The sequence below is a fragment of the Arcobacter sp. F155 genome (genome assembly GCF_004116455.1).
Classification (GTDB): domain Bacteria; phylum Campylobacterota; class Campylobacteria; order Campylobacterales; family Arcobacteraceae; genus Halarcobacter.
The window spans coordinates 148,441-162,398 of the sequence record NZ_PDJU01000004.1 but is presented as its reverse complement, the minus strand read 5'-3'; the positions used below and the strand labels follow the sequence as shown (position 1 = coordinate 162,398).

Annotated in this window: 15 protein-coding genes; 5 read left to right on the top strand and 10 right to left on the bottom strand. The window is 28.9% G+C overall.

What is annotated here, in order from left to right:
* Positions 1–77: 77 nt before the first annotated feature.
* The 3 genes from CRV03_RS06455 to CRV03_RS06445 are packed head-to-tail and all read left to right on the top strand — an operon-like array spanning position 78 to position 3,398.
* On the top strand, positions 78–1,496 hold the full coding sequence (locus tag CRV03_RS06455; RefSeq protein WP_129084334.1) for a Do family serine endopeptidase: 1,419 nt from the start codon (positions 78–80) through the stop codon (positions 1,494–1,496).
* Positions 1,497–1,506: 10 nt separating this feature from the next.
* A complete protein-coding gene (locus tag CRV03_RS06450; protein WP_258239024.1) occupies positions 1,507–2,181 on the top strand; it encodes a response regulator transcription factor in 675 nt (224 codons plus the stop codon).
* Positions 2,178–3,398, top strand: a complete 1,221-nt coding sequence (locus CRV03_RS06445; RefSeq protein ID WP_129084332.1) for an ArsS family sensor histidine kinase — start codon at positions 2,178–2,180, stop codon at positions 3,396–3,398. The genes CRV03_RS06450 and CRV03_RS06445 overlap by 4 nt, the downstream gene beginning before the upstream one ends.
* Here the strand turns inward: CRV03_RS06445 and CRV03_RS06440 are convergent.
* From CRV03_RS06440 to dsbD, 6 genes are read right to left on the bottom strand one after another with little or no spacing between them, the layout of a single operon-like run.
* A complete protein-coding gene (locus CRV03_RS06440; protein ID WP_129084331.1) occupies positions 3,382–3,807 on the bottom strand; it encodes a hypothetical protein in 426 nt (141 codons plus the stop codon). The two genes, CRV03_RS06445 and CRV03_RS06440, sit on opposite strands and share 17 nt — an antisense overlap.
* Before the next feature lie 11 nt (positions 3,808–3,818).
* Entirely contained in the window at positions 3,819–4,268 is a 450-nt protein-coding gene (gene dtd / locus CRV03_RS06435; RefSeq protein WP_129084330.1) for a D-aminoacyl-tRNA deacylase, read from the bottom strand.
* Positions 4,265–4,870, bottom strand: coding sequence for a hypothetical protein (locus tag CRV03_RS06430; RefSeq protein ID WP_129084329.1), 606 nt, complete (start codon positions 4,868–4,870; stop codon positions 4,265–4,267). The genes dtd and CRV03_RS06430 overlap by 4 nt, the downstream gene beginning before the upstream one ends.
* A complete protein-coding gene (locus CRV03_RS06425) occupies positions 4,860–5,798 on the bottom strand; it encodes an aminotransferase class I/II-fold pyridoxal phosphate-dependent enzyme (RefSeq protein WP_129084328.1) in 939 nt (312 codons plus the stop codon). The genes CRV03_RS06430 and CRV03_RS06425 overlap by 11 nt, the downstream gene beginning before the upstream one ends.
* Positions 5,799–6,398, bottom strand: coding sequence for a MarC family protein (locus CRV03_RS06420; RefSeq protein ID WP_129084327.1), 600 nt, complete (start codon positions 6,396–6,398; stop codon positions 5,799–5,801).
* A 59-nt stretch (positions 6,399–6,457) separates the two neighbouring features.
* On the bottom strand, positions 6,458–8,218 hold the full coding sequence (gene dsbD / locus CRV03_RS06415) for a protein-disulfide reductase DsbD (protein WP_129084326.1): 1,761 nt from the start codon (positions 8,216–8,218) through the stop codon (positions 6,458–6,460).
* A gap of 170 nt (positions 8,219–8,388) precedes the next feature.
* Between dsbD and CRV03_RS06410 the strand changes: the two genes are divergently transcribed.
* Complete coding sequence (locus CRV03_RS06410) at positions 8,389–8,745, top strand: rhodanese-like domain-containing protein (RefSeq protein ID WP_129084325.1); 357 nt, start codon at positions 8,389–8,391, stop codon at positions 8,743–8,745.
* A gap of 19 nt (positions 8,746–8,764) precedes the next feature.
* On the opposite strand, the gene CRV03_RS06405 is transcribed toward CRV03_RS06410, so the two are convergent.
* The 3 genes from CRV03_RS06405 to CRV03_RS06395 are packed head-to-tail and all read right to left on the bottom strand — an operon-like array spanning position 8,765 to position 12,403.
* Positions 8,765–8,998: a hypothetical protein gene (locus CRV03_RS06405; RefSeq protein ID WP_129084324.1), complete on the bottom strand. Its 234-nt coding sequence runs from the start codon at positions 8,996–8,998 to the stop codon at positions 8,765–8,767.
* Between the two features lie 54 nt (positions 8,999–9,052).
* Entirely contained in the window at positions 9,053–11,557 is a 2,505-nt protein-coding gene (locus CRV03_RS06400) for an EAL domain-containing protein (protein ID WP_129084323.1), read from the bottom strand.
* Positions 11,558–11,596: 39 nt separating this feature from the next.
* Positions 11,597–12,403, bottom strand: a complete 807-nt coding sequence (locus tag CRV03_RS06395; protein ID WP_129084322.1) for a phosphatidylserine decarboxylase — start codon at positions 12,401–12,403, stop codon at positions 11,597–11,599.
* A 143-nt stretch (positions 12,404–12,546) separates the two neighbouring features.
* Between CRV03_RS06395 and CRV03_RS06390 the strand changes: the two genes are divergently transcribed.
* Positions 12,547–12,786, top strand: coding sequence for a hypothetical protein (locus CRV03_RS06390; RefSeq protein WP_129084321.1), 240 nt, complete (start codon positions 12,547–12,549; stop codon positions 12,784–12,786).
* 14 nt (positions 12,787–12,800) lie between these two features.
* Here the strand turns inward: CRV03_RS06390 and CRV03_RS06385 are convergent, their stop codons facing one another.
* On the bottom strand, positions 12,801–13,925 hold the full coding sequence (locus tag CRV03_RS06385; protein ID WP_129084320.1) for a murein transglycosylase A: 1,125 nt from the start codon (positions 13,923–13,925) through the stop codon (positions 12,801–12,803).
* Positions 13,926–13,958 lie beyond the last annotated feature (33 nt).

Sequence of the window (13,958 nt, the reverse complement as noted above, 5' to 3'; positions counted from 1 at the left end):
TTTACAATTTATTCAAAAATAGTTTACATTTAGCTATTATAATTCTTTAATAAATAATATTAAAAGGATAAATGAAAATGTTAAAGAAACTATTTTTCACAGTAATATTTATAGCTACATGTTCATTTGCTCAGTCAGTTGACTTTCAAATGGCAGACAAAGATATAAAGAGAGTAGCTCCAAGTAACCCAAATCAAATTTTATCATTTAATGAGAGCATCAAAGACCCAATGAAATCGGTCGTAAATATTGCAGCGAAAAGAAGAGTATCTTCAAATGCAGGAAATATTCCATTTCAAATGTTTAATGACCCATTTTTAAGAAGATTCTTTGGTGACCAATTTAATGAACAATTTGGTCAAAATAGAATTCAAAGATCACTTGGTTCTGGTGTAATCATCTCAAAAGATGGATATATCGTAACAAACAATCATGTTATTGAAAATGCAGATGAGATTATCATTACTATTGCAGACAATCCAAAAGAGTACAATGCAAGAGTTATAGGAAAAGATTCAGATAGTGATTTAGCAGTTATTAAAATTGAAGGTAACAACTTCAATGCAGTTAAATTTGGATACTCTGAAAACCTACAAGTTGGTGATTTAATCTTTGCTATTGGTAACCCATTTGGTATAGGTACAACAGTAACTCAAGGTATTATCTCAGCACTAAATAAAGACCATGTAGGTATCAATAGATATGAAAACTTTATCCAAACAGATGCTTCAATCAACCCAGGAAACTCTGGTGGTGCTTTAGTTGATAGTAGAGGTGCTTTAATTGGTATTAATAGTGCTATTATCTCTAAATCTGGTGGTAACAATGGTATTGGTTTTGCAATTCCTGTTTCTATGGTAAAAGATGTGGTTAAAAAACTTATTGAAGATGGAAAAGTTACAAGAGGATATCTTGGAGTTGTTATTGGAGAGCTTGACCAAAGAGTTTCTAAACTATATAAAAGATCAAGTGGTGCACTTATTTTAGATGTAGCAAGTGATACACCAGCTTCAAAAGCAGGATTAACAAGAGGTGACTTAATCTACTCTATCAATAATATTCCAATCAAAGATAGAAAAGATTTACAAAATGTTATTGCATCATTTAAACCAAATCAAACGATTTCTGTAAAACTTGAAAGAAATAAAAAAGATGTAAAAATCAATGTAACTCTAGGGAATAGAGCTGGGCTTGTAACTTCTGATGCAAATAATGGAAAGTTCTTAGGTGGACTTTTATTATCAGAACTTAACTCAAAAGTTATCAAAAGATTTAGACTAAGCTCAAATACAAAAGGTGTATTAGTAGTAAATGTTGAGCCAAACTCTGATGCAGAAAAAGTTGGATTTGAACCAGGAGATGTTATTATTCAAATAGAAGATATTGAAGTAAAAAGCTTCCCTGATATGCAACAAGCAATTAGAAAGTATAATAATAAACTAAAAAGAATTTATATAAATAGATATGGTCAAACAATCATTCTAGCTATAAAATAAAGGATCTCCTATAATACAAGTATTAATGATAGAAGATGATTTAGAATTAGCTCAAATCATCACAGAGTATTTAGCCTCACAAGATATTGAAGTAACAAACACAGATAGCCCATACAATGGGCTATCAATGTTAAACCTAAAAAAATATGAATTGGTGATTCTAGACCTTACTCTACCTGAGATAGATGGTCTTGAAGTTATTCCTAAAATCAGAGAAAAATCAGATATCCCTATTATTATTTCAAGTGCTAGAGATGATATCCTTGACAAAGTTATGGGACTTGAAAGAGGTGCTGATGACTATCTTCCTAAACCATACAACCCAAGAGAACTTCAAGCTAGAATCAAAGCTATCTTAAAAAGAACTGGTGGAAGTGAAAAGAAAAAAGAGGAAGAGAAAAAGAGTGACTTCATTCTAAAAGAAGATGATATGCAAATCATCTTTAAAGGTGAAACACTTAACCTAACTCTAGCTGAATATGATATTTTAAAACTACTTATTCAAAGAAATGGTGCAGTTATAGCTAGAGAAGACTTTATCTACGCAAGTGACCATATTGAGGATGATAGTAGTTTAAAAAATATCGATGTAATGATTTCAAGAATAAGAACAAAAATATCTAAAATAGACAATGAAAAAACATATATAAAATCAGTACGTGGGATTGGTTATCAACTAGTATGATTCGTAATATTTCTATCTCTGCTTTTATTAATACCATTTTTATTTTAGCTTTAATTGCTGTTTCTATTACCTTCGCAATTTTTATAAAGCTTGATAAGCAAAGATACAATATCACTATGCAAAAAAAGTATGAACTTGTAGCCGAAAACATACTTAAATCACTTGAAAGTAAACCTAATAACGCAGGGGTAAAGTTTATAGTTGAGCAGTTTAAAATGATTCAAGTTGATAAACAAGAGCAAAAACTACAAATCATAAGCAATGGTAAACCACTAATTTTAAGAGATACTCTTGATGGTGTATATAGAATTATCATCCTAGATGATATTTTATATATCTATGTTCAAAGAGATGGTTATAACCTGATGTTAAAAGATACTCAAAGTTATACTCACAATCTTATGATTATCTCCCTTGCTATTGCTATTTCCCTTGGGGTACTTTTCTCTTTATACTATATTTTAAAAAGAAAACTAAAACCTCTTAGACAACTAAACAAAGAGATTAAAAAGTTCTCAGAAGGTGACTTTAACGTAAAAATCAAATCAAATAGTACCGATGAAATAGGAACTATTGCAAAGACTTTTGATGAAGCTTTAACTCATATAAATAATCAAAGAAAATCAAAAGATTTATTCATGCGTAATATGATGCATGAACTAAAAACACCTATTACAAAAGCGATGTTTATTGCAGAGACTTTAGAAGATGAGAAAAAAAGAGATATGCTTCAAAAAGCTTTCCATCGTATGGATGATATTATCAAAGAGCTTGCAATGGTTGAGAAGCTAACATCAAGCAACACTTTTGTCTATAAAGAACTAACTTCATTTTTTAAAATCTATACTAAAACTTTAGATATAGCTCTTTTAAGTCCAGATAAAATAAGTTCAAAGATAAAAGACTTTAATCTAAATGCAGACACAGCAATGCTTTCTGTGGCACTTAAAAACCTAATAGATAATGCAATAAAGTTTTCTCCAAACTCACATGCGATTTTAAATGCAAACAAACATAGAATAGATATTATCTCAGAAGGTGAACCACTAAAAGAAAATCTTGAATACTACACAGAACCTTTCTCTCAAGAAGAGAAAAGAAGTGATGGTTTTGGTTTAGGTTTATATATTGTAAAAACTATTGCAAACCTTCATGGATTTAAACTAGTTTATAATCATAATAAAGGTAAAAACATCTTCTCTATTTTGATAGATTAACGTTTTTCATTGCCTCAAACCAGTTTCTATTAAAGTGCTTTTTAATATATCTCTCTTTGTGTGGGACTAAACATCCTGCACAGTTTTGGTGAATATAATCTTCCCCTTCAAATTGTGCTCCATCTTTAGAGTCAATACTACAATAAGAGTAAAGAGTCTTATCATCTTGTTTTTTTACACCATCATCATCAAACCTAAAGTTTGGACAGGCACAGAAATAGCAATTTAACTCTTCATAATCATGGCACTTTTTATTCTCTTCATATAAAGGACAAAAGTCAGGTTCTTTTTCTACCATATTATCAAATCTAAAATACTCTATAACCTCAGCAACACTTTTGTCTTTTAGTTTTTCCATTATCTTTGCGTGTTTTTTTCCTTGGGCTTCATACCATTTTACATACGACATTTTTCTTCTTTTTAATTTAATTCTTTACTATCTACTATAAAAGTAACTGGACCATCATTTTGAATATCTACTTCCATATGTGCTCCAAATACTCCACTTTGTACATGAATATCATGACTTGCTACAAAAGCTTTAAACTCTTCATAATACTCATTTGCTATTTGAGGGTTTTCACTTGCATCAAAACTAGGACGTCTTCCCTTTTTGATATTTCCAGCAAGGGTAAACTGAGAGATAATCAAAGCCTCCCCTCCTACATCTATAAGAGATAGATTCATCTTGTCATTTTCATCTTGAAAAATTCTAAGATTTACTATTTTATTTACTAGCTTTTGAATATCTTCTTTTGTATCACCTTTTTTAACACCAAGTAAGATGTTTAGACCTTGTCCTATTTGTCCTACTATCTTACTATCTACTTTTACAGATGAAGATTTTACTCTTTGAATAACTGCTATCATTTATACTCCAAATTTTCTATTACTAACTTTTTATTTTTAAATGGATCTATTATCGCTTCTATCTCTTCTAACTTATACTTCAAAGGAAAACCTATCCTAGAGTTCTTGGCTGTACTTTCTAATTTATAATAAGATTCTCCATTTACATAAAGAGCTTTTTTATTTGCTAACTTTTCATTTAATTTTACTATCACAAAAACATGTTTGGGTACAAACACAAAATATGCTTCATAACCTTTTGTTTTAAGTAGTGAGATAAGCAAGTTTGACTTATCATCACAGTCACCAAAGTTTTGCTCTACTACGTGCTTTGGACTTCTTGCAACACTTTTATTTACTTTATATGGGATTTTTGTTACAAAATCAAGCATTGATTGTACTTCACAAAGCTCATTTCCTAAACAATTTTTTGTAAGAAAGTTTGAAAGTCTTTGTGTATAGTAGTCTTGCCTTACTTGATTTACATAAGTTGCGCCATCTATATTTATAAACTGATTTTTAACGATGAAAAATGATTTAAATAAAAAGGTTACTAAAATAGCAAAAAACACTACTGTAACAGTAAGTGCAATTCTATTTACTATCTTGCTGTCAAAAAGCATTTAAAGCCTTTTTTAGCCCCTTTATATTGTTTAATGAACCTACATAGAAACTCACAAAATATTCATCTATGAAATCATACTCTAAACAAGTGTTTATAATAACACCATTTTTTAAAAGCTTCTTTTTAAACTCATTTGAGTCAATATTTTTAAGCCGAATTAAAAGTGAGTTAGAATTACTTTGAAACATAGAATCTACAAACTTGTGTTCTTGAAGTATTTTTTCTAGTTCTATTCTGTTTTTGATATATATTGAGTTTGTTATAGTTGAAAACCTTTTGTCTTTTAAAGCCTCTTCTAAATACTTTATCTCAAAACTTGATATCTTGTTTTGGGGTTCATATTTTCGTAAACTCTTTATACTCTTCTCACTTGCAAAAACTGTTGCGATATTTAGATTTTTTCTTGCATAGAATTTACTTAAATCTTTTACTATAAATAGATTTTCATACTCTGCTAGATATTTTATACATGAAGTTTTTCCACAAAAATCAATTAGTGTTTCATCTATAATAACTTTTGCATTTTTACTAGCCCAATACTCAAAAAGTTTATCAAGCTCATAAAAAGTACCATCTAAAAAAGAAGGGTTCATAAAAACCACAACACTATCATCTTTGATTGGCAAAAATATATTTTCAAATCTATTGATTAGTCTTGTTTCATAACCTAAGTTATTTGAAGCTTGTTTATACTCTAAATTACATGGAGAATAGATATAACAAAATTTAGAGTTTAAATATTTTAGAAGTGAATAAATAGAAGAAGAGAAACCATTAAAAAGCTCGATATTTGTTTGTTTGATTTTGTATCGTTGTTCAAGCTGTGATAAAAGAGATTGATAACAAGTACTTTCATCACATACTTCATTAAAATCAATTTGTATATCTGGCTTTAAAAAGTTAACCTCACTTCTAAAATCAAACATCTACAGACCTAAAAAGTTTTTTATTCCCGTAAATACAATTTGAGCAGATAAAGCTGCTAAAAAAAGTCCCGTGATTTTTGAGATTACAAGTAGTCCTTGTTTTCCTACTAATCTTTCTATAATAGAAGAAGAATAAAGCATAATACCAATCACTACAATTGCGCATACAAGAGCTAAACTTCCTAAAACCATAGAACCATTTGTATCAAAACCTGCACCCATTACAAGTAAAACCCCAATAGTACCAGGGCCTATTGTAATTGGAATAGAAAGAGGTACAACAGCAAGTTCTGAAATATCTTTTTGCTCTACTTTTTGAGTATCTTTATTTCCTTTGATTAACTCAACTGCTGAAAGAAATAGTAAAGCCCCTGCTCCTATTCTAAAGGCATCTAAAGTTATACCAAATACTGCAAAAATATGCTTTCCAAAATATAGTAATATCAAACTAATTATAATCACTGAAGTAGTTACTTTTATAGCCAATGCTCTTTTTTGAGCTGGTGTAGCATCACTTGTAACTGTTAAAAAAACTGATAACACGAAAAAGGGTGTCATGATGAAGAACATTTTTAAAAATGTCGAAAAGAATAATTCCATTATACTTCCTAAAAATTATTAAGGAAGTATAACAAAATATAGTTTTATTTATTTTAGAATTATTTAAAGTTTTTGTTTATAACTTCTAAAAACTCTTGTGGATTTTTATATCCGATTATTTTAGCTGCTTTCATTTCTTGATTATTTTCATCAAAGAAGATTAAAGCTGGTGGTCCAAATACTTGGAATTTTTTCATTAAAGCTTTGTCATCATCTGTATTTTTTGTAACATCAGCTTTGATTAAAGTGAACTTTTCAAGTACTTTTTTTACTTCCTCATCTTGGAAAGTAATATTATCTAACTCTTTACAAGATACACACCACTCAGCCCAAAAATCAAGCATAACTGGTTTACTTGAAGCTTTTATTGCTTGGTCTAACTCTTCAAGATTTTTAACCTTTACAAACTTCACATCACTAGAACTTGTTGCTACAACTTTTGAAGAAGTAAACTTTTCAAGTGGTTTTAATACATTTGTAGCACCACTTATAGCACCTATAAAGGTTGCTGTTCCATAGATTAAAAGAACTGTTGCAAGTAGTTTTACTAAAACATGCTCAAAAGTTTTGATAAACAGTCCAGCTCCTAAGAATAATAAAGCCCATAAATACATGATTAAAGTTGGGTCTAATACTCTATCTAACATCCAAACTGCAATTGCAAGCATCACAATACCAAATACTTTTGTAACTTGCTCCATCCAACCACCAGGTTTTGGCATAAATTTACCAGCCCCAAGTCCAATAAGAAGTAAAGGAACACCCATACCTAAACTCATAACAAATAAAGCAGCTCCACCTAATACTGCATCACCTGTTTGTCCAATATAAACTAAAGCTCCTGCAAGTGGTGGTGCAACACAAGGACCAACAACAAGTGCTGATAAGAATCCCATTACAGCAACTCCAAATACACCTTGTTTCTCTTTTCCTTCTGTTGTTTTGTTTAGTTTTGTTTGTAAACTTTGTGGTAACTCTAATTTGAAATATCCAAACATAGAGAAAGCCAATACTACAAAGATAAATGCAAAGGTCACTAATACATATGGATTTTGTAAAGCTACTTGTAAATTAGCTCCAAATAGTCCTGCTATAACTCCTGCAATTGTATATGCTAAAGCCATTGCTAAAACATAAACTAAAGATAAAAAGAAACCTTTTGAAGCTGTTAGCTTTTCATTGTCTCCTGCTTTTACAATAATAGAAGAAAGAATAGGAATCATAGGGAAAACACATGGAGTTAAAGATAATAAAAGTCCAAAGCCAAAGAAAGTTGCTAATACTAAGATTGCACTTTTATCTTTAAGTGTATTTACAATTGAATCACTCTCTGAAATATTTTCACTAGCTACTATTTCATTTGTAACTACTTCTTTTTTAGTTTCAGTAGTTTTTGAAGCTTCTAACTTTGAAGCTAAATTTACAGAGATTGTCTCATTCATAGGTGCATAACAAAGTCCTGCTTTTGAACACCCTTGGAAAAGTAGTTGAACTTCGTAGCTATCTGAGTTTACTTCTTCTTTTAATAAAGAGAATGGAATATCTATTGAAACTTCATTAAAGTGAACAATAAATTCATCATATTGTTCTGGTTTTGGCATTAAAAGTTTTGAAGTAATCTCTTTTTTCTCTGGTTTTGTAATTAAAATTTTAAGTTGTTCATCATAAAGATAGATATCTTTACCAAGTTTAATACTTGCAACAATCTTATCTTCTTGTTGTTCTAGCTTTGCTTGAAATGCTTCATGTGGTTCTAAAAATGACCTTTGAATAGAAAAAGCATATACAACCATTAGCATTAATAATAGTATTTTTTTCATCTATAGTATTACCTTATTTAAAATATTATTGACATTATAATCAATTTATGTGAAGTCTTTGTTTATATAAGAATTATAAATTTCTTAGATTTCAGAATTATAATTAATAGTTATAAAAAATTTGATAAATTTTAGTTATTATTTCATATAATTAATTATAAGGGTAACTAATGAGTAGAGTTGTCGATTTATCACCAAGTGAAGTTGAAAAATTAATAAATGATGATGTTGTAATGATTGATGTTCGAAGAGAAGATGAATTTAAACACACAGGAATCATCAAAAATTCTCATAAGATGACTTTCTTTGATATGTTTGGAAACTGTGATGTACCAACATGGTTGTCGAAGTTTGAAAAACTTGTAAAGTCAAAAGACCAACTTGTTGTTTTAATTTGTGCCCATGCAAATAGAACAAGAACTATTGCAGACTTCTTAATTCAAAACCATGGATATACTAATATAGCACATCTTGAAGGTGGTATAGCAAACTGGCTAGATGAAGGTAGAGAAACCGTTTTTAACTAGAGTTTGCTGAAAGAAGAGCTTATTCTTGCTCTTCTTTTTTCTTCGCACTTGCTTCTTGTAAAATTGCAATTACATCATCTAAATTTGCATATGGAATGTGTGACTTCCACTCAATATCTTTTCCGTTTAATGAAATTCCAATACTTACAACATCTGGCGTTCCTTTACCATATGGTTCTGAAACATTTGAAACAGAGATAATACCTTTTTTTGTTCCGTTTAAAGGAAGTGTTCCTAATTCTGTAGTTGCCATGTGTAATCCTTTTTTTAGTTTGTATAAATTTTACTAAAAATAACTTTTATTTAGTTAAAAAAGAGGTGCAGGCTCACCTAAATAAAAGCCTTGATACTCATCAGCACCTAAATCTTGAAGTATTTTATATACTGTTTCATTATGAATAAACTCTACAACAACAATTATTTTTAATGATTTAGAAAAATCAATAATAGATTTCACCATCTCAAATGCTGTTTGGTCTTTATCTATATCTTTAATTAATGAACCATCAATTTTTATATATTCTGGTTTTATATTTAAAACGTGAGTAAAGTTTGAATAACCTGTTCCAAAATCATCAATTGCAAACTTAATGCCTTTTTCTCTGTATGTTAAGATAAAGTCATCTAATACTTTGTGGTCAGAAATAAAATCACTCTCAAGGATTTCAAAAACAACTTTTTCTCTTTGTTCTTTACTTAGAAGTTTTACTTCTTTTTCTATAAACTCCATAAAGTCTAAGTTCAAAATATCTGAAAAACTGATATTCACTGATACCATTTTTCCTATTTTATCAATATTGTCAAAAGCTTTTTTTATAACTATTTGATTTAGTTTAAAATACTGTTTTGTTTTAATTGCAACATCAAAGAAATTTCCAGGAGATAAGAAGTGTTCTTTTCCATCTACATTATCTCTTATTCTCATTAGAGTTTCATATTTAATAAGCTTCTCATCTTTATCAAAAATTGGTTGGAAAAATGGAACTACATTATCATTTTCTATTGCATTTTTAATCTTATCTTTCCAATGCATCATTTTTTTGATGTTCTCTTTTACATCAATATTTTTATTATAAACAACTGTTCTTTGAGAAGTTTGTTTTGCTTTATTTAAAGCAGTGTTTGCACACTTTACAGGTTGGTTTTGAGAGATTGATGAGCCAACAGTAACAGATAGGTATAAATCAACTCCTAGACCTTCTATTTTAAACTCTTTTACAAAAAGCTCATGGATTTTATCTATCATTTTTTCATAGGCCAAAAATCTAACAATATTTGTATCTTTTAAAGCAAAGATGTCTCCATTTACTCTATAAAGCTTTAAGTCATGCTCATCTGAAAACTCTTGCAGTCTTTTAGTTATTTTGATTAATAGTTCATTTCCTATTTGGAAACCATAAAGTTCATTGATATCATCGAAGTTATTTATATCAATAAAGTTTACTGCAACAAACTCTTCTTCTTTGATACTTTCAATTAGAGATTCTCTATTTTCTAAGCCTGTTAACTCATCATAATAAAGTTTCTTTCTTATCTCTAAAGTTCTTTCTTGTATTTTTTCTTCTAAGTTCTTTGTGTTTTCTTGAATTGCATCTAGCATTTTATTAAAATGATTTGCTAGAACACCTAATTCATCACTGCTTTCAACTATTGTTCTTACTTCTAAGTTTCCTGCTTCAACCAATCTTGCATTTTCAGATAAGTCTTGAATAGGTTTTAAAAGTTTTTGAACAAATAAAATAGCTATAAACATTAAAACTAAAAGAAGAATGATAGAAAGATTTATCAACATAGAATCAATCTCTTCTACTTTCTTTTCTAAATCTTTTTTATAAATAGATGAGATTATATACCAGCCAAAGAAGTCATTATATTCAACCCAAGCAAATTTTTCATATGTAAAGTTTTCAGAGTCTTCTTTTGTATTCCAAGTATACTTTAACATTTTTTGATTTGAAGAAGAGTCTATAAGCTCTTTTGATAAAGAAAGCACATCAACGTATTTACTATATTTTCCTATGGCTAAAGATTCCCCCATAAGAGATTTTGAAGGGTGAGCAATAATTCTAAACTCTTCATCTAAAATAAAAATATGCCCATGTTCCTTTGAAAAAAGAGTATCAATCAAAGGCATTAGTTTTTGGATAGCTTTTTCTTTTTGGGCATCAATTTCTACTTGAATATTTGACTCATAAGTTGTAGAAGAAACAATAATATCAAAAGGCTCAAAATAAATACTATGAACAAGCTTTTTTGATACAGTATTTGAGTTTAACTTTTTCCAAAAGTATGAACTATAAGTCTCTTTTTGTTCTATCACATCTTTAATAACTGTTGGAGCAAAGACTTTACCCTTTGCATCTTTTAAATCATAGATATTTCTTCCAATATTAGTTTTTGTAGGGTGGTATAAAGTATTTCCTTTTGTATCTATAAGATACAAATAGCCTTTGTCATTATATGTAATATTTGAAATAATCACTAAAGCTTTTTTTACAGCTTCATCTTTAGAGTAATTTCCTTTTTCATACTCTTTATAGTAGCTTTGAAGAATATTATATGCAAGATAAGAGGTCTCTCTTATCTTTTGTCTATACTCTTTTTCTTTGAAGGTTTCAAACTCATTTATTTGCTCTTTTTTTGAGTCAACTATATGAGATATCTTTTCAAGTTGTAGTTTTACTTGGTTTGTTTCAAAATCAATAAAATATTTAGTAATCTTTGGAGAAATAATAAATATTATGAAAAACAAATATGCAGAAACAATAAAAACAAAAATTGCTCCTATCTTTAAAAAGATTTTATTTTTCATATTTATTAAACCTGTTTTTAAAGACTATTGTATTTATGCTTAACTTTTTTGGCAAATACTTTGTCCATATTTCACTGATTGACCTGTTAACTCTTCAAGTTCAACAAATCCTTTTTCCCAGAACATTACAACAGTAGAACCCATTTTAAAGTAACCTAAACAGTCACCTTTTTTAACTTTTTTATCTTCATATTCATAAATTTGAATATCTCTAACATCTGTATTTGTTTCAACTTTTGGCTCAAACTCAAATACCATTTGACCAACATTTAATGCTCCAACAAATACCATATAAAATAGTTTATCTTCATGAACACACTCTAAAATAACTCTTTCATTTTCAGCAAATAAATCAATTTGTTTATTTAGATATTTTAAATTTACTGGATAAAGTTTCCCTGGAACATGTAGTAATCTTTTTACTTCAAAATCACAAGGAGAGTGATATCTATGATAATCCCTTGGAGAAAGGTAAAAGTTCATATATTTACCATCTACTAACTTTTCAAAGTTATTTGCACAATTGTAAGTTAATAACTCTTCAAAAGAGTATTCCATCCCTTTGATTTGTAAAGCTAAATCACCCTTTACATCTCCTGCTTGTGTAATTAAACTATCTGTTGGAGAAATAAATACCTTCTCGTCTTCATTGATTTGTCTTGCAATTGCTAATTCTCTTGTAAAAAGATCATTTAATGATTTATAAAACTTTTCGTTTCTAAATTCACTCATGTCTAACTTCATACTTTTTACATATACTTTATTTATAATCTTTTGAATAAATGATGGAAACTCAGTTTTAGCGAACTTTCCAAAGTATTGAGAGATAATATTTGTAATATGCATTTTTGCCCTTGTTTAGTGTAATATAGATATTTTATCTAAATTTTACTTGATTTTTTTAAAGCAATTTCATAAATTATTATTATAAGTCTATTTAAATTTTTTTTTGATAATCTTCGAAAAAAATTATTATAGGAGAACTTTTAATGCATAAAGTTATAGTAGAAACAGAGTGCGGTTGTTTTAGAAGAAGTGATTTACAAAATAACCTAGAATTTAACTCAAAAGATGATGCTTTAAGTAAAGCAATTCAAATGAAAAATCAAATGAACTTAGAATTCTGTAAAAAACATGAATTTGATTTAGTAGAGCATGGAAACAATTTTGTTATTGATTTCAGACAAGAAGCTCCATCTTCATGTTGTGGAACAGGATGCTGTAGCTAGGCCAAGAGCTGTAATTAGTTTTTATTACTACTTGGCACAAACTCTTTAGGAACAAGGATTGTAAGCTTTCCTTGTTCTTTCATTCCACCTGCATATAATTCAGCATCTTTTCCATTTCCATAGAAGAAGTCTGCTCTTATTTCACCTTTAATTGCTCCACCAACATCAGCGGCAACCATAAGTCTATTTATTTTTTCTTGTGTTACTGAATTTTTTGTATTGATAAATACTGGCATTCCTAGAGGAATATATCTTCTATCTACTGCTAAGTTTCTTCCAGCAGTTAATTCTGTTCCTAAAGCACCTGTTGCACCTTGGCTTCTTTTTGAGAAGAAAATATAGCTTTCATTTGCATGTAATATTTCATCTACTCTTTCAGGGTTATCTTGTAAGTAAGCTTTAATACCTTGCATTGAAGCTCCATAACCTTGTAATACACCCTCTTGTAGTAACATACCACCTATTCCTTTGTATTTATGCCCATTTTGATTTGCATAACCTACATTTAAAACTTCACCAGTCTCTAATTGAACTTTTCCAGAACCTTGAATATGTAAGAAGAATAAATCAAATCTATCATCAACATAACAGATTGCTTCTAAGTCATCTCTTTCATTAATAGCTTCTCTATCATCATAAGGAATGATTTTATTACCTTTTAGTTTACCTCTTAGTCTATATTTTTTAAGTTCTGGGTAAACAGATGATAAGTCAACGATATACATATCTTTTGGTGTTTTATATATTGGATACTTGTATTTTTCACTTTTTGTTAGACTACCTCTTAGTAAAGGTTCATAATAACCTGTAATCACACCTGTATTTGTTTTATTGTTATTATATAATTCATAAGCAACAAAGTTTTCAGTAAAGAATTTTGAGCCATTATCATAATCATTTGCTTTAGAACAAGCCTCTTTAAATAGCTCATATCTTTTTGCTCTTTTACAATCTTTTTTAAATACATTCAAGGCATAATTTAAATCATCTTCATAAAAACCTTCAATAGTATTTAGGTTTACTTTTAAAACCTTAGCTTTAGATATTTTATTTAATTTTTCAAGTTGTAAAGGCTCTTTTTGAGAACATCCAGTAAAGAAAAGAATTAGGAAAGTAATAGAAAGTAGTACAGTTTTCATGCGTAGAAGTCCTTCTTGGTTTTTGGAATTCTA